At 61.9% G+C, this 19,947-nt stretch carries 15 protein-coding genes; all 15 read left to right on the forward strand.

Features of this window, described 5'->3' with window-relative positions:
• The first annotated feature begins 250 nt into the window (after positions 1-250).
• The 15 genes from AB4O16_RS16965 to AB4O16_RS17035 all read left to right on the forward strand — a co-directional run bounded on the left by AB4O16_RS16965 (position 251) and on the right by AB4O16_RS17035 (position 19,878).
• Positions 251-1,600, forward strand: coding sequence for a TolC family outer membrane protein (locus tag AB4O16_RS16965; RefSeq protein ID WP_460155356.1), 1,350 nt, complete (start codon positions 251-253; stop codon positions 1,598-1,600).
• Positions 1,601-1,636: 36 nt separating this feature from the next.
• Positions 1,637-3,793: a type I secretion system permease/ATPase gene (locus AB4O16_RS16970; RefSeq protein WP_160390193.1), complete on the forward strand. Its 2,157-nt coding sequence runs from the start codon at positions 1,637-1,639 to the stop codon at positions 3,791-3,793.
• Positions 3,783-5,147, forward strand: a complete 1,365-nt coding sequence (locus AB4O16_RS16975; protein WP_150716065.1) for an HlyD family type I secretion periplasmic adaptor subunit — start codon at positions 3,783-3,785, stop codon at positions 5,145-5,147. The genes AB4O16_RS16970 and AB4O16_RS16975 overlap by 11 nt, the downstream gene beginning before the upstream one ends.
• Before the next feature lie 369 nt (positions 5,148-5,516).
• Positions 5,517-6,404, forward strand: a complete 888-nt coding sequence (locus AB4O16_RS16980) for a TauD/TfdA dioxygenase family protein (RefSeq protein ID WP_160390194.1) — start codon at positions 5,517-5,519, stop codon at positions 6,402-6,404.
• A gap of 18 nt (positions 6,405-6,422) precedes the next feature.
• Complete coding sequence (locus tag AB4O16_RS16985; RefSeq protein ID WP_150716067.1) at positions 6,423-7,448, forward strand: ABC transporter substrate-binding protein; 1,026 nt, start codon at positions 6,423-6,425, stop codon at positions 7,446-7,448.
• A 5-nt stretch (positions 7,449-7,453) separates the two neighbouring features.
• Positions 7,454-8,314 carry an ABC transporter ATP-binding protein gene (locus tag AB4O16_RS16990; protein WP_160390195.1) on the forward strand — a complete coding sequence of 287 codons (861 nt, stop codon included), beginning with the start codon at positions 7,454-7,456 and terminating at the stop codon, positions 8,312-8,314.
• Between the two features lie 21 nt (positions 8,315-8,335).
• Positions 8,336-9,202 (forward strand): ABC transporter permease, encoded by an 867-nt coding sequence (locus tag AB4O16_RS16995; RefSeq protein WP_160390196.1) that lies wholly within the window; start codon positions 8,336-8,338, stop codon positions 9,200-9,202.
• Positions 9,203-9,244: 42 nt separating this feature from the next.
• Positions 9,245-10,174 (forward strand): LysR family transcriptional regulator, encoded by a 930-nt coding sequence (locus tag AB4O16_RS17000; RefSeq protein WP_460155357.1) that lies wholly within the window; start codon positions 9,245-9,247, stop codon positions 10,172-10,174.
• A 217-nt stretch (positions 10,175-10,391) separates the two neighbouring features.
• Positions 10,392-11,912 carry an MFS transporter gene (locus tag AB4O16_RS17005; RefSeq protein ID WP_460155358.1) on the forward strand — a complete coding sequence of 507 codons (1,521 nt, stop codon included), beginning with the start codon at positions 10,392-10,394 and terminating at the stop codon, positions 11,910-11,912.
• Positions 11,913-11,938: 26 nt separating this feature from the next.
• Positions 11,939-13,009 carry an HlyD family secretion protein gene (locus tag AB4O16_RS17010; protein WP_460155359.1) on the forward strand — a complete coding sequence of 357 codons (1,071 nt, stop codon included), beginning with the start codon at positions 11,939-11,941 and terminating at the stop codon, positions 13,007-13,009.
• Positions 13,006-14,583: an efflux transporter outer membrane subunit gene (locus AB4O16_RS17015; RefSeq protein ID WP_460155360.1), complete on the forward strand. Its 1,578-nt coding sequence runs from the start codon at positions 13,006-13,008 to the stop codon at positions 14,581-14,583. The genes AB4O16_RS17010 and AB4O16_RS17015 overlap by 4 nt, the downstream gene beginning before the upstream one ends.
• A gap of 79 nt (positions 14,584-14,662) precedes the next feature.
• Positions 14,663-15,442: an efflux RND transporter periplasmic adaptor subunit gene (locus AB4O16_RS17020; protein WP_460155361.1), complete on the forward strand. Its 780-nt coding sequence runs from the start codon at positions 14,663-14,665 to the stop codon at positions 15,440-15,442.
• The gene (locus AB4O16_RS17025; RefSeq protein WP_460155362.1) at positions 15,439-16,758 is read left to right on the forward strand and encodes an efflux RND transporter periplasmic adaptor subunit; all 1,320 of its coding nucleotides are present in this window, start codon (positions 15,439-15,441) and stop codon (positions 16,756-16,758) included. The genes AB4O16_RS17020 and AB4O16_RS17025 overlap by 4 nt, the downstream gene beginning before the upstream one ends.
• A complete protein-coding gene (locus AB4O16_RS17030) occupies positions 16,759-18,855 on the forward strand; it encodes an efflux RND transporter periplasmic adaptor subunit (RefSeq protein ID WP_460155363.1) in 2,097 nt (698 codons plus the stop codon).
• A gap of 177 nt (positions 18,856-19,032) precedes the next feature.
• Entirely contained in the window at positions 19,033-19,878 is an 846-nt protein-coding gene (locus AB4O16_RS17035; RefSeq protein WP_460155364.1) for a sulfotransferase family protein, read from the forward strand.
• Positions 19,879-19,947: the final 69 nt, after the last annotated feature.

The following is a 19,947-nucleotide window of genomic DNA, read 5'->3' on the forward strand; positions in this document are numbered from 1 at the left end:
TTGATTCGTCAATATTTTGGCTATATTTTTTCGCTATTAACTTTATGCCAAACTATTGACCTTCTTGGAGCCATCCTAAACAATCGTCCCAGTAATGTCACATTGATATTTGAGCTGTGACCTGTCCTCGGTATGTGATCCAGTTCCGCTTTTTGAACTTTCCGACATACGGTCATTTCGCTTGCCATCTTCCGACACGGCGCGTTGTTCAGCCGTGATTCAAGACAAGAAGTCCCGGGAAATTCCTACAATGCGTTCGCCTTTGTTCATGGCTCTACCTTTCGCCCTCGCCGCGTCTTTCGTCCAGGCGCAATCCTTACCAGAAGCCATGCAACAAGCGCTGGATGTCCATCCGGAGGTCCAGGCCGGCGTCAACAGCCGGTTGGCTGCCGATTATCAGTTGAAGGCTGCGAAGGGTGGGTACTTGCCACGGGTCGACCTGCTGGGCGGTTATGGTCGTGAAGGTACCGATAGCGTGACAACGCGGGACGGCAGCAACAACCACTACGAAACCCTGAACCGCAGCGAATCAAGCCTGCGACTGACCCAGATGGTCTTTGACGGTTTTGCGACGTCCAGCGAAGTCGGGCGTCAACAAGCCACCGTCAACTCCCGCGCCTATTCGCTGCTGAGCACTTCCGAGCGCACCGGGCTGACCGTGGCCCAGGTCTATCTCGACGTGCTGACCCGCCGCGAATTCGTGCGTCTGGCCGAGGACAACCTCAAGAGCCACCAACGCATTTACGACCAGATCCAGCTGCGCACCCAGCGTGGCGTCGGCAGCGGCGCCGACCTCGATCAGGCCGAGGCGCGCATGGCCCAGGCCCGCAACAACCTGATCACCGAGCAGACCAACCTGGCTGACGCCGAGACCAACTACCTGTCCGCCGTTGGCCAGATGCCCGATCAACTGGAGCGCCCGGCCAGTTTCCTGGCGCTGATGCCGGCCAATCTGAATGAAGCCCGCGCGCAGATGCTGGAAAACAGCCCGATCCTGCGTTCGGCCGAATCCGACATCGCCGCTGCCGAGAAGCAGTACGACACCGCCAAGTCGACGTTCTACCCACGTTTCGATGCTGAGTTGGGTCGCACCGCCGACAACGACATCGATGGCCAGAACGGCCACAACAATGAATGGCAAGCCATGCTGCGCATGCGCTTCAACCTGTATGCCGGTGGCAGCAACAAGGCCGACCTGGAATCCAAGTCCTACCTGTCGAACCAGGCGCTGGACATCCGCAACAACGCCCTGCGTCAATTGAACGAAGAGCTGGGCCTGGCCTGGAACGCCTTGAACAACGCCAACGCGCAGGTGCCGATCGCCCAGCAATACGTCGATCACAGCACCGCCGTACGTACCGCTTACCAGCGTCAGTTCAGCCTCGGCGAGCGCACCCTGCTCGATTTGCTCGACAGTGAGAACGAACTGTTCAGCTCTTCTCGCCGCCTGGCGGAGATCAAGAACATTCAGTTATTTACTCAGTACCGAATCAAGGCGACCATGGGCGAGTTGCTCAAGAGCCAGGGAGTGGTCGCACCATTGGCATCCGTTGTGCAGAACGACGTGAAGCCCAAGGTCCAATTGCCCGGTATGAATTGAGCAGGACCTTTCAATTGTTAGCCAAGAGTGCCGAGCGTGGAATCAGAAGTCAGTCGGGTTCAACTCATCCATGATCCGCGCGCGTTGCATGACGATCCGTTGCTGGATGGCCTGCTCGCTCTTTGCATGCTGCACCAGAAGCCTGCCAGCGCGGCCATGCTCACCACCGGCCTGCCGCTGCCCGAGCAGCGCCTGAGTGTCGACTTGCTGCCGCGCGCGGCAGCTCGCGCGGGGTTGCAGGGTCGGGTGCTGCAACGCAAGCTGCAGGACATTCCGGCGATTGCCATGCCGGCATTGTTGCTGCTCAAGGACGGTCGCAGTGCCGTCCTGCTTGGCTGGCAAGGCGAAGACCAGGTACGGGTGCTGCTCAGCGAAAGCGATGGCGGTGAGTCCCTGGTCAGCCGTGAACTGCTGGCCGACGACTACACCGGCAAGGTCTTTTTCGCCCAGCCCCAGCACAAGTTCGACGTCAATCACGGCACGCTGATCCCGCGTGCGCGCTCCTGGTTCCGCGACACCCTCAAGCGTTCGCGCTGGCTGTACGCCGACGCCATCGCCGCCAGTTTCCTGATCAACATCATTGCCATGGCTGCGCCATTGTTCGTGATGAACGTCTACGACCGCGTCGTGCCGAACCAGGCGGAAGCGACGTTGTGGGTGCTGGCGCTCGGCATCTCTGGTGCCTATCTCTTCGACCTGATCCTGAAAAGCCTGCGCAGCCTGTGCCTGGATCTGGCCGGCAAGAAAACCGACCTGATCATCTCGGCCACGCTGTTCGAGCGTATCGTCGGCATGGCCATGAAGTATCGGCCGGCGCGGGTCGGCAGCTTTGCCCAGAACATCCATGAGTTCCAGAGCCTGCGCGATTTCCTCGCCTCGCTGACGCTCACCAGCCTGATCGACCTGCCGTTCACCCTCCTGATTTTCCTCGTCATCGCGATCCTCGGCGGGCATCTGGTGTGGATACCGGTGCTGGCATTCCCGCTGGCCCTGGCCATCGGCTATGCCTTGCAGAAACCCCTGGTGGCGACCATGGAACGGACCATGGCGCTGGGCGCCGAGCGTCAGTCGAGCCTGATCGAAACGCTGGCCGGGCTGGACGCAGTGAAGGTCAACAACGCCGAAAGCGAACGCCAGTATCAGTGGGAACAGACCATCGGCACCCTCAGCCGCCTTGAGTTGCGGGTGAAAATGCTGTCCGGCCTGGCGATGAACATCACCCTGCTGATTCAGCAACTGGCCGGGGTGATCATGATCGTCTTCGGCGTCTACCAGATCATCGACGGTCACCTGAGCATGGGCGGCCTGATTGCCTGCTACATGCTCAGTGGCCGTGCGCTCAGCCCGCTGGCGTCACTGTCCGGGCTGCTGACCCGCTATCAGCAGGCACGGGTGACCATGACCTCCGTCGATCAAATGATGGAGCTGCCCCAGGAGCGCAATTTCGAAGAGCGCCCGCTCAGCCGCAAGGTGCTGCAGGGCGGTATCGAGTGCCGTCAGCTCAACTTCACCTACCCGCAACAGCAGAACCCGGCGCTGAAGAACATCAGCCTGTCGATTCGTCCCGGCGAGAAAGTCGGGATCATTGGCCGAAGCGGCTCGGGCAAGAGCTCACTGGCGAAATTGCTGGTGGGGCTGTATCAGCCGGATGACGGCGCGCTGTTGGTCGATGGTGTGGACATCCGTCAGATCGACGTCAGCGAGTTGCGCTACAACATCGGCTATGTGCCCCAGGACATTCAGTTGCTCGCCGGCACCTTGCGCGACAACCTGGTTTCCGGCGCGCGCTATGTAGAGGACGAGCTGGTGCTGCAAGCGGCAGAGCTGGCCGGCGTCCACGAATATGCGCGCCTGCATCCGCAGGGTTATGAACTGCAAGTCGGCGAACGCGGGCAGAACCTCTCCGGCGGTCAACGGCAAAACGTCGCCCTGGCCCGGGCATTGTTGCTCAACCCGCCGATCCTGTTGCTCGACGAACCGACCAGTGCCATGGATAACACCGGCGAAGAGCGCCTCAAGCAGCGCCTGGCAGCGGTGATCGAAAACAAGACCATGGTGCTGGTAACGCACCGGGCATCGCTATTGTCGCTGGTGGACCGATTGATCGTGATCGACCGCGGGCAGATTCTCGCCGACGGCCCGAAAGCCGCGGTGATGGAAGCGTTGAAGAAGGGGCAGATCAGTGTTGCTTAAGTCGGGTAAGGGTTCGATCCTTCGCTACTTCAAAGGCTCTGCTTCGCTTCAGGGGCAGCCGCTGCCAGAGGTCAACAAGGCGCTGATCGAGGATGCGCCGCGGGTGGTGCGGCTGACGATCTGGGCGATCATCGCGTTCTTCGTATTCCTGATGCTCTGGGCCAACTTCGCGGTCATCGACGAAGTGACCAAGGGCGACGGCAAGGCGATTCCATCGTCGAAGATCCAGAAAATCCAGAACCTTGAAGGCGGTATCGTTACCGAGCTGTTCGTCAAGGAAGGCCAGATCGTCGAAGCCGGCGCGCCGCTGCTGCGGCTGGACGACACGCGATTTGCTTCGAACGTCGGTGAAACCGAGGCCGATCGGTTATCGATGGTGTTGCGCGTCGAGCGCCTGAGCGCCGAGGTCGACGATCGCCCGCTGAATTTCCCCGAGGATGTGCTCAAGGACGTGCCGGGCCAGGCCAAGAGCGAAGAGTCGCTCTATATCAGCCGCCGCCAGCAGTTGCACGACGAGATTGGCGGCTTGCAGGAGCAGTTGATCCAGCGTCAGCAGGAACTGCGTGAGTTCATCTCCAAGCAGGCGCAGTACCGTCAGCAATTGGGCTTCCAGCGTCAGGAAATCAGCATGTCCGAGCCGTTGGTGGCTCAGGGCGCGGTATCGCCGGTGGAGGTTTTGCGCCTCAGGCGTGCCGAAGCGGAGACCCGTGGCCAACTCGATGCCACCACTTTGGCTATTCCGCGAGCGGAATCGGCGATCAAGGAAGTACAACGCAAGATCGACGAAACCCGCGGCAAGTTCCGCAGCGAAGCACTGACTCAGCTCAATGAGGCACGCACCGATCTGAACAAGGCCCAGGCCACCGGCAAGGCTCTGGAAGACCGGGTCAGCCGCACGCTGGTCACTTCGCCGGTGCGCGGTATCGTCAACAAATTGCTGGTCAATACCATCGGCGGGGTTATTCAGCCAGGCAGCGACCTGGTGGAAATCGTGCCACTGGACGACACCTTGCTGGTCGAAGCGAAGATCCGTCCCCAGGACATCGCGTTCCTGCACCCGGGGCAGGAAGCGACGGTGAAATTTACCGCCTATGACTACACCATCTACGGCGGAATGAAGGCCAAGCTGGAGCAGATCGGCGCCGACACCATTACCGACGAAGACAAGAAGACCACCTACTACATCATCAGGTTGCGCACCGACCGCAGCCACCTGGGCACCGATGAAAAGCCGTTGCTGATCATTCCGGGGATGGTGGCTTCCGTGGATATCATCACCGGCAAGAAGACCATACTCAGCTATCTGCTCAAGCCGATCATCCGGGCACGGGCCGAGGCGTTGCACGAGCGCTAGATCTTTTGTGGATTCACTGACGCCATCGCGGGCAAGCCCGCTCCCACAGGTTTTTGTGTCGAACACATGATCGTGCTTCAACAAAGAACCCTGTGGGAGCGGGCTTGCCCGCGATGGCGTCAGTCAAAACACCACAACCCCGTCAGAAAGTGACAAATAACGTCACACCACAATTCACCCAAGCCCAAAGCAATTGCCATATCGTTATTCATTAACGGTATTTAAATTTCAATTCTTATACCTATAAAGTTAGTTCCCTGCGTACCTGCCGACCAATCGGCGCGCCGCACGACACGAACCAACACGGGATCTCCGTGAGTTTCTGATCGACGCGCGCGCCCTTGAGCGTGCCGTGCGTGGGAGTGATTTATGTCTGCAGTTTCAGCTTCGCCAAGCATCGCGCCACAGTTTTTTGAGATCCGTCCGTTCAGCGGAGCGGTCGGCGCCGAAATCATCGGCCTCGACCTGTCTCGCCCGATCAATGACCAGGATTTCGCCCGCATTCACCGTGCGCACCTGGATCACCACGTGGTGGTGTTCCGCGACCAACGCATCACCCCCGAACAGCACATCGAGTTCAGCCGTCGTTTTGGCGTGTTGCAGATCCACGTGCTCAAGCAGTTCCTGCTGACAAATCACCCGGAAATCCTCATCGTTTCCAACATCGTCGAGAACGGCCAGAACATCGGCCTGGGCGATGCCGGCAAGTTCTGGCATTCCGATCTTTCCTATAAAGAACTGCCGAGCCTGGGCTCGATGCTGCATGCCCAGGAGCTGCCATCGGAGGGCGGCGACACGCTGTTCGCCGACATGCACAAAGCCTGGGACAGCCTGCCCGAGGCGCTGCGCACAGCGGTGGAAGGCCGCTCGGCGGCGCATTCCTACACGGCGCGTTACAGCGAAACCAAATTCGAAGGCAACTGGCGCCCAACCCTCACCCCCGAGCAATTGGCCCAGGTTGCGGAAGTGGTGCACCCGGTCGTGCGCACCCACCCGGAAAACGGCCGCAAGGCCCTGTTCGTCAGCGAAGGGTTCACCACCCGTATCGTTGGCCTGCCGGAAGACGAGAGCCAGCAACTGCTGACCGAGCTCTATGCCCACAGCGTGCTGCCGAAAAACATCTACCGCCATCAATGGCAGCCCCATGACCTGGTGTTCTGGGACAACCGTTCGCTGATCCATCTTGCTGCCGGCTGCCCCAGCCATCTGCGCCGCAAGCTGTATCGCACCACCATTCAGGGCGACGCGCCTTTCTGATTTGTCGGAGATCTGATCATGTCCAAACGTCTTCCATTCGCACCGCTGGCCGCCGCCATCGGCCTGGGTTTCAGCCTGATCGCCGGCAGCCTGGTGGCGCCGACCGTGGCCCACGCCGAAGGTGAAATCCGCATCGCCGAACAGTTCGGCATCGTTTACCTGCTATTGAACGTGGTGCGCGATCAGAACCTGATCGAGAAGTACGGCAAGCAGGAAGGTATCGACATCAAGGTCGACTGGACCCAGCTCTCTGGCGGGGCAGCGGTCAACGATGCGCTGCTGTCCGGCTCGATCGACATTGCCGGTGCCGGCGTCGGCCCGTTGCTGACCATCTGGGACCGTACCCACGGCAAGCAGAACGTCAAGGCCGTGGCTTCCCTCGGCAACTTCCCGTACTACCTGGTGAGCAATAACCCCAAGGTCAAGACCATCGCCGACTTCACCGAAAAGGACCGTATCGCGGTGCCGGCCGTGGGGGTTTCGGTGCAGTCACGCTTCCTGCAGTACGCAGCCGCCAAACAGTGGGGTGACAAGGACTTCAATCGCCTCGACAAGTACACCATCGCTGTTCCGCACCCCGACGCGACAGCCGCGCTGTTGGCCGGTGGCACCGAGCTGAGCGGACACTTTTCCAACCCGCCGTTCCAGGATCAGGAACTGGCCAATCCCAACGTGCACGTGGTGCTGAACACCTACGACCTGCTCGGCCCGAACTCGCCGACCGTGCTGTTCGCTACCGAGAAATTCCGCAATGAAAACCCGAAAACCTACAAAGCCTTTATCGAAGCCCTGACCGAAGCGGCGCAATTTGCGCAGAACGACAAGGGCGCGGCAGCCGACACTTACATCCGTGTCACCAAGGCCAAGATCGACCGCGCCGCGCTGCTGAAAATCATCGACAACCCGCAGTTCGAATTCAGTGTCACGCCGAAAAACACTTACCCGTTGGCCGAGTTCCTCTACCGCGTCGGCGCGATCAAAAACAAACCGGATTCATGGAAGGACTACTTCTTCCAGGACGCCAAGCCGCTGCAAGGGAGCTGACCGAAATGAATGCCCCTTTGCAAGGCCACACGGTCAGCAAACCGATCGCGGCAGCCCAGGCGCTGCTGTCGGTCGATAACGTCAGCCTCGAATACCGCACGCCGCAGCGTGTGGTGCGGGCGACCCATCAAGTCAGTTTCGAGATCGACCCGGCGGACCGTTTTGTCCTGCTCGGGCCGTCCGGGTGCGGCAAGTCGACGTTGCTCAAGGCCGTCGCTGGATTCATCCAGCCTGTGGAAGGCGAGATCCGCCTGCAAGGCCAGCGCGTCGATGCGCCGGGGCCGGACCGGATCGTGGTGTTCCAGGAGTTCGATCAACTGCCGCCGTGGAAAACCGTCAAACAGAACGTGATGTTTCCGCTGCTGGCCTCGAAAACCCTCAAGCGCAAAGAGGCCGAAGAGCGAGCGCTGCATTACCTGGAAAAAGTCGGTCTGGCGGCGTTTGCCGATGCTTATCCGCACACCCTGTCAGGCGGGATGAAGGCGCGGGTTGCGATTGCCCGGGCGTTGGCGATGCAGCCGAAAATCCTTTTGATGGACGAACCCTTCGCCGCCCTCGATGCGCTGACCCGACGCAAGATGCAGGAGGAATTGCTGTTGCTCTGGGAGGAGGTTCGCTTCACGCTGCTGTTCGTCACGCACTCCATCGAAGAGGCGCTGGTGGTGGGCAATCGCATCCTGTTGCTGTCACCGCATCCGGGGCGGGTGCGGGCGGAAGTGCACAGCCATCAATACGATTTGCACAGCCTCGGTGGCGTGGCGTTTCAGGCGTCGGCGCGGCGCATTCACCGGTTGTTGTTCGATGAAGGTGATGTGGCGAACGCCTCGCATGAGCTGGATTTCGCCGACATCCGCATCGCTTATTGAGCCAGTTGAGAGGAGGGCCCGATGAGCCATTTATCATCCCCGCGTGAAGAGTTCGAAACGGTTTTGCAGCCACTGACCAGCGTGCCGCTGGAGCGTGAGTTACCCCTCGGTCAACGCTTGTGGCAGCAAGGTTGGCTGCGCAAAAGCCTGATCCTGATTTTGCTCGCGGTGCTGTGGGAGGCCGTTGCCCGGTATCAGAATAACGACCTGCTGCTGCCGAGTTTTCTTCAGACCACTCACGCCCTGTACGACGGCCTGCTCAGCGGCGAATTGCTCGGCAAGGTGTGGATTTCCCTGGTTGTGCTACTCAAGGGTTACCTGATCGGCATCGTCCTGGCGTTTGCGCTGACCACGCTGGCAGTGTCGACGCAGTTCGGGCGCGATCTGCTCAGCACCCTGACCTCGATGTTCAACCCGTTGCCGGCGATTGCCCTGCTGCCGTTGGCGTTGCTGTGGTTCGGCCTGGGCCAGAACAGCCTGATTTTCGTACTGGTGCATTCGGTGCTCTGGGCCTTGGCGCTGAACACTTACGCGGGGTTTCTCGGGGTCTCGGAAACCCTGCGCATGGCCGGGCGCAATTATGGCCTCAAGGGCATGCGTTTCGTGCTGTTCATCCTGATCCCGGCGGCATTGCCGTCGATCCTCGCCGGCCTGAAGATCGGCTGGGCGTTTGCCTGGCGCACGTTGATTGCTGCCGAGCTGGTGTTCGGAGCCACCAGCGGGAAGGGCGGGCTGGGCTGGTACATCTTTCAGAATCGCAATGAGCTGTACACGGACAAGGTGTTCGCCGGGTTGGCGGTGGTGATTCTGATCGGGTTGCTGGTGGAGAACCTGGTGTTTGATTCGTTGGAGCGGGTGACGGTGAAACGCTGGGGGATGGTGCGGTAGCATTGCGCTTGAATCAATCCTGATCAGCCATGAGTGCTTACCATGCAACTCCCGGACATGAACCTGTTGGTCGCCCTCGACGCCTTGCTCGATGAGGGCAGTGTGGTGGGCGCCGCGCGGCGGATGAACCTGAGCCCGGCGGCCATGAGCCGGACGTTGACGCGCATCCGTGAGGCCATTGGTGATCCGATCCTGGTGCGCGCCGGTCGTGGCCTGGTGCCGACGCCCAGGGCGCTGGCGTTGCGCGAGCAAGTGCGCAGTGTGGTGGAGCAGGCCGGGCTGCTGTTTCGTTCGGCCGATGCGGTGGAACTGAGTTCGCTGCGGCGGCGCTTCAGCATTCGGGCCAATGACTTTTTTGTCGGCGTCTACGGCGGCAAGCTCTTCGACACCCTTGACCGACAGGCGCCGCACTGCGAATTGCGCTTTGTCCCCGAAGGCGATGGCGATGATGAGGCGCTGCGCGAAGGACGGATCGACCTGAGCATCAGCAATACCCGGCCGTTGACCCCGGAAGTGAAGATTCAGAACCTGTTTTCCACCCACTTCGTTGGTCTGGTGCGTGAAGATCACCCGCTGCTGGACGAAGAGATCACGGCTGAGCGCTATGCCGGTTATTCCCATATCAGCATGTCCCGGCGTGGCATTGCCCGAGGACCGATCGATACCGCGCTCAATGCCCTGGGGCTGGAGCGGCGGGTGGCGGTGATTGCGCCAAGCTTTCATGCGGCGATGTTTGCCTTGCCCGATTCCGACCTGATTCTGCCGGTGCCCAAGGAAGCCTTGCTGAGTGTGCGGCGGCTGGGCTTGAAACTGCGCTCGTTCGATCTGCCGATTCCTCTGCCGACCCTGATGCTGACCCAGGCCTGGCATCCGCGCTTCGACAAGGACCCGGCCCACCGCTGGCTGCGTGAAACGCTGAAGTCCTGCTGCGATGAGACGTGGCTGGCCGCTCAACCTGAAGGTCACCGCTAACCCTCCCTTGTGGGAGCGAGCTTGCTCGCGATAGCGGCAGGTCAGCCAACTGATATGTTGAGGCTGCCGGCCTCATCGCGAGCAGGCTCGCTCCCACAGGGGGCTGGGGTTTGTATCGTTGCGTCTGGCGCATTTATAACCTGCCAATAAGTTGATTTTCGTCAGGTATCCCGCTTCTTAGAATGCTTCGGTCCTTCCACGCCGGAGCTTGCAGTACATGACTTCCCTTACGGCCACCGCACCTGTTGCGGCAGCCGCTCCGCCCGTCTTCGGCCCACGGATCATCATCGGCCTGACAGGCGTGCTGCTGGCGGTGCTGGTGTCGGGCCTGAACGAGATGGTGACCAAAGTCGCCCTGGCCGACATTCGCGGTGCGTTGGCCATCGGCTACGACGAAGGCACCTGGCTGGTCGCCTGTTACACGGCGACTTCGGTGGCGGCCATGGCTTTTGCGCCGTGGTGTGCGGTGACGTTCTCTTTGCGGCGTTTCACCCTGTGCGCCATCAGCCTGTTCACCCTGCTGGGTGTGTTGTGCCCCTTCGCCCCGAACTACGAAAGCCTGCTGTTGCTGCGCACCTTGCAAGGCCTCGCGGGCGGTGCATTGCCACCCATGCTGATGACCGTGGCCCTGCGGTTTCTGCCCGCCAACGTGAAGTTGTATGGCCTGGCCGGTTATGCCCTGACGGCGACGTTCGGCCCGGGCCTGGGTACACCGCTGGCCGGGTTGTGGACCGAGTATGTCGGCTGGCAATGGACCTTCTGGCAAATCGTCGCGCCATGCCTGATCGCCATGGCTGCGGTGGCGTACGGCTTGCCCCGGGACCCGCTGCGCCTGGAACGCTTCAAGTCCTTCAACTGGCGCGGGGTGCTGTTGGGTTTTCCAGCTATTTGCATGCTGGTAATCGGCATTTTGCAGGGCAATCGCCTGGACTGGTTCGAGTCCAGCCTGATCTGCGGATTGCTCGGAGGCGGGCTGGTGCTGCTGGTGCTGTTTTTGGCCGGCGAGTGGTCGCAGCCAATACCGTTTTTCAAGATGCAGATGCTCGGCATCCGTAACCTGTCTTTCGCCCTGATGACCCTCGCGGGGGTGCTGGTGGTGTTGCAGGCGGTGATCATCATTCCGTCCAGCTACCTGGCGCAGGTTCAGGGTTATCGCCCGGTGCAGACCGCGCCGATCATGCTGCTGGCGGCGTTGCCGCAATTGGTTGCGCTGCCGTTGGTGGCGGCGCTGTGCAATTTTCGCTGGGTCGATTGCCGCTGGGTCCTGGGCATCGGCCTGGGCATGCTGGCGCTGTCGTGCGTCGGCGGTTCGCAACTGACGTCCGCGTGGATTCGTGACGATTTCTATGTGCTGCAATGGCTGCAGATTTTCGGGCAACCCATGGCGGTGTTGCCGCTGCTGATGCTGTCCACCGGCAGCATCAACCCGATGGAAGGGCCGTTTGCATCGGCGTGGTTCAACACCGTCAAAGGCCTGTCGGCGGTCATCGCCACCGGGGTGATCGAGGCGTTGACCACGGCACGTCTGCATTTTCACTCGACCATGCTGGTCGATCGCCTCGGCAACTCGCCGCTGGCCGAGCGCGACAGCGCAGGCCTCGCCCATCGTCTGCATGAGCAGGCGCTGGTGCTCACTTCCTCGGATCTCTACCTGTGCATGGCCGGTATCGCCGTGACCTTGATCCTGCTGATTTTCTGGCTGCCGACGCGGATCTTTCCGCCGCGCGCGCCGACCTGACTGCTCCACTGAAACAGAAGGTTTTTATGAACACTCAAGCGAAGCAAAAAATCGCGGTGGCCGTGGCCGTCGCATTGGCAGTCGGTGTGTTGCTGTACCTGGCGGTGCCCGGTCTGTTCGGCAAGCGCACCCAGCAGAGCACCAACGACGCGTATGTCTCGGCGGACTTCACCCTGGTCGTGCCGCGGGTCGCCGGGTTTATCCAGCAAGTGCTGGTCGAGGACAACCAGCAGGTCAAGGCCGGGCAGTTGCTGGCGCTGATCGATGACCGGGATCTGCGTGCAGCGGCCCAGGCCGCCGATGCCGAGACGCTGGTGGCCAGGGCGCAACTGCAAAACGCCCGCGCGACCCTGGAGCGCCAGGCGTCGGTGATTGCCCAGGCGCAATCCTCGGTGGTCTCGGCCAAGGCGGAAACGGCCTTTGCCGAGCACGAGTTGAACCGCTACAACCACCTCGCTGGCGTGGGTGCCGGTACGGTGCAAAATGCGCAGCAGGCGCAAACGCGCATCGACCAGGCCTCTGCGCGGTTGGCCAACGCCACGGCGGTGCTGGCGGCGGAGCGCAAGCAGGTGGAGATCCTCACGGCTCAGCGCGATGCGGCCGAAGGGGGGCTGAAGCGGGCGCAGGCGAAGCTGGAAATGGCCAGCTACGAGCTGTCCTATACGCGGATCGTCGCACCCCAGGACGGCATGGTCGGCGAACGCGCGGTGCGAGTCGGCGCCTACGTCACCCCGGGCAGCAAGATCCTCGCGGTGGTGCCGCTGGCACAGGCGTATGTGATGGCCAACTTTCAGGAAACCCAGCTGACGGATGTGCAGCCGGGGCAGGCTGTGCAGGTGCGTGTCGACAGTCTGGGCGGTGCGGCACTCAGCGGTCGTGTCGAAAGCATCGCACCGGCAACGGGGGTGACGTTCGCCGCGATCAAACCGGACAACGCCACCGGCAACTTCACCAAGGTGGTGCAGCGGATACCGGTGAAAATCGTGCTCGAGCCGGGGCAGTCGCTGGCCGAGCGCTTGCGGGTGGGGATGTCGGTGGAGGCGAGCATTGATACCGGCAGTCATGCAGCGTCTGTGCGTGAGGTGACTCAGCGATGAAAACCTGTGTTGATGGTGCGGACGCCATCGCGAGCAAGCTCGCTCCCACAAGGGTTATGCGGGATGTACAAGATCTTCCCATCACAGAAAGTCCATTGTGGGAGCGAGCCTGCTCGCGATGGGGCCAGCTGTCGCAACTCACCTTGAGTGCCTTGCTCGCAATGAGCCTCAGCGCCTGCACCGTCGGCCCCGATTTCCAAAAGCCCGAAGCTACCGAAATCGCCGAATGGTCAAAACCCTCAAAGGCAGCCGCCAGCCAGGCCATCGCCGAAACACTGGACGAGCGTTGGTGGGAAGTGTTCCACGACCCGAAACTCTCGGCCCTGAGCCAGCGCGCCGTGACCGACAACCTCGACCTGAAACTGGCCGGCAGCCGCTTGCAGCAAAGTCGTGCAGTGCGCCAGGTCGTCACCGCCGACCGCTACCCCAACACGGCTGCCAGCGGCAGTTACGGGCGCAATCGCAACAGTGGTGAAGGGCTGAGCGACCCGTCGGGTCACAATGGCCAATCGGCCTTCAACCTGTGGAATGCCGGCTTCTCCGCTGCCTGGGAGCTGGATTTCTGGGGGCGCGTGCGACGGGAGACCGAAGCCGCCGACGCGACGCTCGAAGTCGCCGAAAACGACCGGCGCAGCGTGCTGCTATCGGTGCTGGCCGAAACCGCCCAGGACTACATTCAACTGCGCGGTGTGCAGAACACCCGTCTCGTCACCGAACAGAACCTCGACGTCGCCCGCCATAGCCTGAAGCTTTCGCAACTGCGCCTGGCCGACGGCGTCGCGACGGATCTGGATGTCGCCGAAGCCGCCGCACAAGTGGCGGCCATCGAATCGCGCCTGCCCGCGCTGGAGCAGCGCCAGTGGCAACTGATCAACGCCTTGAGCCTGTTGATGGGCGAACCGCCGCAGGCATTGGCGACGGAGTTATCCACAGATGCACCGGTGCCGCAAACGCCACGCCAGGTCGCCATCGGCTTGCCCTCGCAACTGGCTGAACGGCGGCCGGACATCCGTCAGGCCGAAGCACGGCTGCATGCCGCCACGGCCAGCATTGGCGTGGCCAAGGGCGATTTCTACCCACGCATCACCCTGTCGGGGAGCATCGGTTCCCAGGCCATGCAATTGAGCGATTTCGGCTCGTGGGGTTCGCGCGCTTTCGGGATCGGTCCGCAATTCACTTTGCCGTTGTTCGACGGCGGCCGCTTGCGCGGCGTGCTCGATTTGCGCGAAGCACAACAACAGGAAGCGGCTATCGCCTATCAGCAAACCGTACTGCGCGCCTGGCATGAAATCGATGACCAACTGGCGGCCTATAATGCCAGCCAACTGCGCCGCGACAGCCTGGCCGAAGCCGTGCGCCAGAACCGCATCGCGCTGCACACCGCACAACAGCAGTACGTCGAGGGCGTGGTGGATTTCGTCACCGTACTCACCGTGCAAGGCGCGTTGCTGGCCACGCAGGAACAGTGGGTCGAGAGTTCGACCGGCGTGTCGCTGGCGGCCGTCGGGTTGTACAAGGCGTTGGGTGGAGGTTGGGAGTCGGTATACCCCTTGGCCGAGACAGCGCAACGTTAATACGCAGGCAATGATGGCCATCTGCTTGACGCTAATCGCCGCTGCCGTAGACTCCCTTGATCCGAAAGGGAGTACGGTCATGCGGCGTTTCTGTGTGTTGGGGTTGGGTTTTTTCTTCGCCGCGAGCGTTGTCCAGGCGCAAACGCCCGGGGCAGACGACCCGCTGGCGCAAATGGATGCAGGCGCCAGTGCTGCGACCAGCGCCGAGGCCCGTGGTGTATTGCGCGCCCGGGACCAGGCCGTGCTGGCCAGTGAAGTGCCCGGGCGGATTGTCGAATTGCCGTTCAGCGAGGGCGAGTCGTTCAAGAAGGGCGATACCCTGGCGCGTTTCGATTGCTCGGCCTATCAGGCGCAGCTCAATGCCGCTCAAGCGGCCAGCCGTGGCGCGGGTGAAGAACTGGCGCACAACCGGCAACTGGCCGCGCTGAATTCGGTCGGGCGTTTCGAAGTGGCACGTGCCGAGGCCAAAGTCAGCGAAACCCAGGCGCAGTCCCAGGTGTACCAAGTACAGGTCAAGCGTTGCAGCGTGGTTGCGCCGTTCGATGGCCAGGTCGTCGAGCGCAAGGTGCAGCGCTATGAAAGCGTCCCTGCCGGCGCGCCATTGCTGGATGTGGTCGATAATCGCACCCTGGAAATCCATCTGCTGGTGCCCTCGCGCTGGATGGCCCGCCTCAAGCCCGGCCAGACCTTCAGTTTTGTTCCCGATGAAACCGGCAAGCCGCTGAACGCGACGGTCAAGCGCCTGGGCGCGCGAATCGATGAAGGCAGCCAGACCCTGCTGCTGGTGGCCAGCGTGCCCGACGCCAGCGGGTTGCTGGCAGGCATGAGCGGCACGGCGCATTTCGCGGAGTCCAAGTGAACGCGCCGGTGAGCGGCGGCACCGAGCAGGTGTTCGCCCGCTTTCTTGATCTTGAGCGCCAGACCCGCGCCGCCCAGACACCCGCGCAATTGGCCTACAGCCTGGTCAATGATGGCCAGGCGCTGTTCGGTTTTCGCCACGCGGCACTGTTGATCGCCGGGAAAGTGCAGGCCGTAACCGGTGTCAGCGCGGTGGAGCCGAATGCACCGTTTGTAGCCTTCGTCGAGCAGGCAGTGGCGCAACTGTTCAAGCGCGCACAGTTGCAGCAGGCACGGGTCATTGCCGCCGATACCCTTGACGAATCGTTGCAGGCGCAATGGCAAAGCCTGTCGGCAGCGCAGGTGTTCTGGCTGCCGCTGATCGATCGCCAGGGCGAGGTGTTTGGCGGGTTATGGCTGGCCCGTGACCTTCCATGGAACCCTGCCGAACAAGTGCTGCTGGCGCAGCTTGGTGATACCTACAGCCACGCCTGGCAGGCGTTGCAACCGCGCAAGCCCTGGCGCCTGCGCTGGACGCGCAAACGCCAGGCGCTGCTGGTGGCAGTGCTATTGCTCGGCTTGTTGATCCCGGTGCGCCAGTCCGTATTGGCCCCGGCCGAAGTGGTGCCGCTGGGCGGTCGGGTGGTGGCGGCGCCGTTGGACGGTGTGATTGCCGAGTTTCTGGTCAAGCCCAACCAGACAGTGAAGGCCGGCGAATTGCTGCTGCGCTTCGAAAGCACCACGCTCAAGGCTCAGGCCGATGTCGCCGAACGCGCCCTCGGGGTTGCCGAGGCGGAGCTCAAGGCCAACTCCCAGCGTTCGTTTGCCGATGCCGAATCCAGCTCGAAACTGGATTTGCTGGCCGCCCGGGTTGAACAGAAACGTGCCGAGCGAGACTACGCCCGTGAACTGCTCAAGCGCAGCGAAGTGCGCGCCGAGCGCGATGGCATCGCGGTGTTCGCCGATGCCGAGCGCTGGACCGGCAAGCCCGTGCAGACGGGCGAGCGGCTGATGGAAATCGCCGATCCGGCTCAGGCGCAATTGCGTATCGAACTGGCCGTGGGGGACGCGATTTCCCCGGAGCCCGGCGCCGAGGTCGCATTGTTCCTCGACAGTGACCCGCTGCAACGGCATTTGGCCCGACTCGAACGTTCGGCTTATGAAGCGCAGCCCACGGCGGGCGGGCAATTGGCCTATCGCCTGGATGCGAATTTCGACGCGACGCCACCGCGCATCGGTTTGCGCGGCACGGCAAAAATCTTCGGTGACCGCGCGCCACTGGCCCTGTATCTGTTGCGTCGACCGTTGGCCGGTTTGCGTCAGAGCGTAGGCCTGTAAATGAGCCTGCCCGGCCTGCGTGCCGACCTGCAATTGTCCCCGGCAGCGCCGGCGCTGGACGGTGCACCCTGCTGGACGCTGGCCGATCCGGTGCGGGGGCGCTACTTCAAGCTCGGTACCACGGCGATGCGGTTGTTGCGTCACTGGTCGCTGGGTGAGCCTGAACAAGTCCTGCAAGCGGCCAATCGTGAACCGGGACTGGCGCTGGACGGAGGGGATCTGGAGCAGTTGCTGGCGTTCTTGCGCAGTCACGACCTGATTACCGCCCTCGATCCCCAGCAGCGTGCCAGTTACGACTTTAAAGCGGCTGCCCGGCGCCAGGGCCTGTGGCAAGTGTTGCTGCATCAGTACCTGTTTTTTCGTATTCCGCTGTGGCGTCCGGAGCGTTTTCTCAACCGTGCCTGGCCGTGGCTTGAGCGCTTTGGCCCGCGAGCGCTGCGCTACGGGTTGCCCGCTGTGCTGGGGTTGGGGGTGTTTCTGGTGTCGCGGGACTGGCAGCGGTTTATCGCCACGTTTCCGCACTTGTTCAGCCTGGGCGGCGCACTGGCGTTTGGCGTGGCGCTGTTCTTCGCCAAACTTTGCCACGAGTTCGGTCACGCGTTCATGGCCAAGCGCGCCGGGTGCCAGGTACAGAGCATGGGTGTGGCATTCATGGTGCTGCTGCCGATGTTCTATACCGATGTCAGCGATGCCTGGCGGGTCAATGACCGCAAGGCCAGGTTGCTGATTGGCGCGGGCGGCGTGCTGGCCGAGCTGCTGTTGGCGTGCATGGCCTTGCTGGCGTGGTCGTTGTTGCCCGACGGGCCGGCCCGTACTGCGGCGTTCATGCTCGCCAGTGCGACGTGGATCACCACATTGGTGGTCAATCTCAACCCGTTCATGCGTTTTGACGGTTATTTTCTGCTCAGCGATTTCTGGCAGGTCGATAACCTGCAAGGTCGGGCGTTTGCCTTGTGTCGCTGGCGCTTGCGCGAGTTTTTGTTCGGCTACGGTGCCGCGGCACCCGAGCCTTGGTCGCCGATAATGCAACGGCGTTTGCTGATCTGGGGGTATGGCTCGTGGTTATGGCGCGCGGTATTGTTTTTCGGGATCGCTCTGGCGGTCTATCACCTGTTCTTCAAGGTGTTGGGGATCTTCCTGATGCTGGTGGAGCTGGTCTGGTTCATCTTTCTGCCCATCATGAGTGAATGGCGCCAGTGGTGGAGCCGCCGCGAGCAGGCACATGGCCCGCGGGTGCTGCTCAGCAGCCTGGCGTTGCTCGGGTTGTTGCTGGTGCTGATCGTGCCGTGGCGCAGTGCCGTCGAGGTGCCGGCCATGCTCGAAGCGGGCCGGGTCAGCACCTTGCATGCGCCGGTGGCGGCACGGATCAAGGCGGTGAATGTGCATGACGGGCAGTCGGTGGCGCAGGGTGATGTGCTGATCGAACTGGAGTCCCCGGATCTCGATTCGCGCCAGGCCATCGCGCGCCGGGAAATCGAGATTCAGCAGCTGCAGATGCGCCGTCAGGCCAGCCGCAGCGAAACGGCTTCCGATGCCGGCATCGTCGAGCAGCGCCTGGCCGAAGCGGTCGCCGAATACCGGGGGCTGGCGGCCCAGCGCGAGCGACTGCTGTTGCGCGCGCCCCATGCCGGCACTGTGCGCGATCTGCTGCCGCAATGGGCGGTGGGGCGCTGGCTGTCGACTCGGGAACCGCTGGCCCGGGTGGTCGAGCAGGGCGTGCGCTTGCGCGGCTACCTGGCCGAGGCAGAACTCTGGCGCGTGGCACCTGGCGCTACAGGGCGGTTTATCGCCGATGACCCTATGCACCCGGCGATTGCGGTGCAACTGAGTGAAATCGACACCAACGGTGCAGCGTTTGTCGATCAAGAGGCGCTGACTTCCGATCACCACGGACCGATTGCCGTGCGTCGCGATCAGCAGCAACGGGCCGAGCCGGTACAGGCACAGTACGGCGCGCGGTTGACCACCCTTGATCAGGCCTCGACGCCGGCGCAGCCATTACGCGGCGTGGCGGTGTTGCAAGGTCGTGGTGAGTCGGTGCTGGGCGTTGCCTGGCGACGGATGGCGGCGCTGGGTGTCAGGGAAAGCGGTTTTTAAAACGGCGAGCCCTTGTCATGGACCCAGGGAATCCGGGCTTAAACGTTTCATCCGTTTAATGGCGGTTAAAAAGCCGATTTTCGCGGGTGTTGACTCCGAATTGATATCAAAACACCACTAGGCGCAGACTTTCCCTTCGGTTACGCTTTGTCCTACAAAAGGGACTTGCGGCGAAGGGTGAAGGGATTGCATCAGTTTCATTTTATCTCCGGCTTGCCGCGCTCAGGCTCCACCCTGCTTTCTGCCATTCTTTTGCAGAATCCGCGTTTCCATGCCGGAATGACCAGCCCCGTCGGTTCCCTGTTCTCCGGTGTCCTGGAGCAGTGCAGCGCCGGCAGCGAGTTCGGCGCGGTGATCGGCACCGACATGCGCCGCCGCCTGTTGCGTGGCCTGTTTGATTCCTTCTATGCCGATAAAGCCGACAAGCCGGTGGTGTTCGACACCAATCGTCTCTGGAGCGCCCGGCTGCCGGCCATCAACGATCTGTTTCCCAAGGCCAAGGTGATTGCCTGTGTGCGCAACGTCGCCTGGATCATGGACAGCATCGAGCGTCTTTACCGCGCCAATCCCTATGAAAACACCAAGCTCTTCGGCGATGCCGTCGAGCGCAACACCGTCTACAGCCGTTGCGAAACCCTCGCGCAGCGCAATCGCCTGGTGGGTTTTGCCTGGGCGGCGCTCAAGGAAGCCTACTATGGTGAACATGCCGATTCCTTGCTGATCATCGACTATGACTTGCTGACCCAGGCGCCGGAGCGGGTGTTGCGGCTGGTCTACGACTTCATCGGCGAACCCTGGTTCGAGCACGACTTCGAGCACCTGGCGTACGACGCCCCGGAATTCGATCAGGCACTCGGGGTCACCGGCCTGCACAAGGTCAGGCCCAAGGTTGCCGTAGAGGCCCGGCGCACCATTCTGCCGCCGGATCTGTTCAAGCAATATTCAGACTTGTCCTTTTGGCTCGATGGCTCTGCCAGCGCCGCCAATGTCATTCGTATGAAGTCCGACGCCGCGAACATCTGATCGCGGCGTTTTTCATTGATGCGTTACGTATTTTCGTTCGAATTCGGGTGAGCAGCATGTGGTGGAGCA

This window comes from Pseudomonas sp. S2_H10, assembly GCF_054668285.1.

Excerpts from the sequence above, each read along its gene's own strand:
- AB4O16_RS16980 (WP_160390194.1), top strand. The coding sequence starts at position 5,517 with ATGTCTGCAGTTTCAGCTTCGCCAAGCATCGCGCCACAGTTTTTTGAG.
- AB4O16_RS17005 (WP_460155358.1), top strand. The coding sequence starts at position 10,392 with ATGACTTCCCTTACGGCCACCGCACCTGTTGCGGCAGCCGCTCCGCCC.
- AB4O16_RS17030 (WP_460155363.1), top strand. The coding sequence starts at position 16,759 with ATGAGCCTGCCCGGCCTGCGTGCCGACCTGCAATTGTCCCCGGCAGCG.
- AB4O16_RS17020 (WP_460155361.1), top strand. The coding sequence starts at position 14,663 with ATGCGGCGTTTCTGTGTGTTGGGGTTGGGTTTTTTCTTCGCCGCGAGC.
- AB4O16_RS16985 (WP_150716067.1), top strand. The coding sequence starts at position 6,423 with ATGTCCAAACGTCTTCCATTCGCACCGCTGGCCGCCGCCATCGGCCTG.
- AB4O16_RS16995 (WP_160390196.1), top strand. The coding sequence starts at position 8,336 with ATGAGCCATTTATCATCCCCGCGTGAAGAGTTCGAAACGGTTTTGCAG.
- AB4O16_RS17010 (WP_460155359.1), top strand. The coding sequence starts at position 11,939 with ATGAACACTCAAGCGAAGCAAAAAATCGCGGTGGCCGTGGCCGTCGCA.
- AB4O16_RS16965 (WP_460155356.1), top strand. The coding sequence starts at position 251 with ATGCGTTCGCCTTTGTTCATGGCTCTACCTTTCGCCCTCGCCGCGTCT.
- AB4O16_RS17000 (WP_460155357.1), top strand. The coding sequence starts at position 9,245 with ATGCAACTCCCGGACATGAACCTGTTGGTCGCCCTCGACGCCTTGCTC.
- AB4O16_RS17015 (WP_460155360.1), top strand. The coding sequence starts at position 13,006 with ATGAAAACCTGTGTTGATGGTGCGGACGCCATCGCGAGCAAGCTCGCT.
- AB4O16_RS16990 (WP_160390195.1), top strand. The coding sequence starts at position 7,454 with ATGAATGCCCCTTTGCAAGGCCACACGGTCAGCAAACCGATCGCGGCA.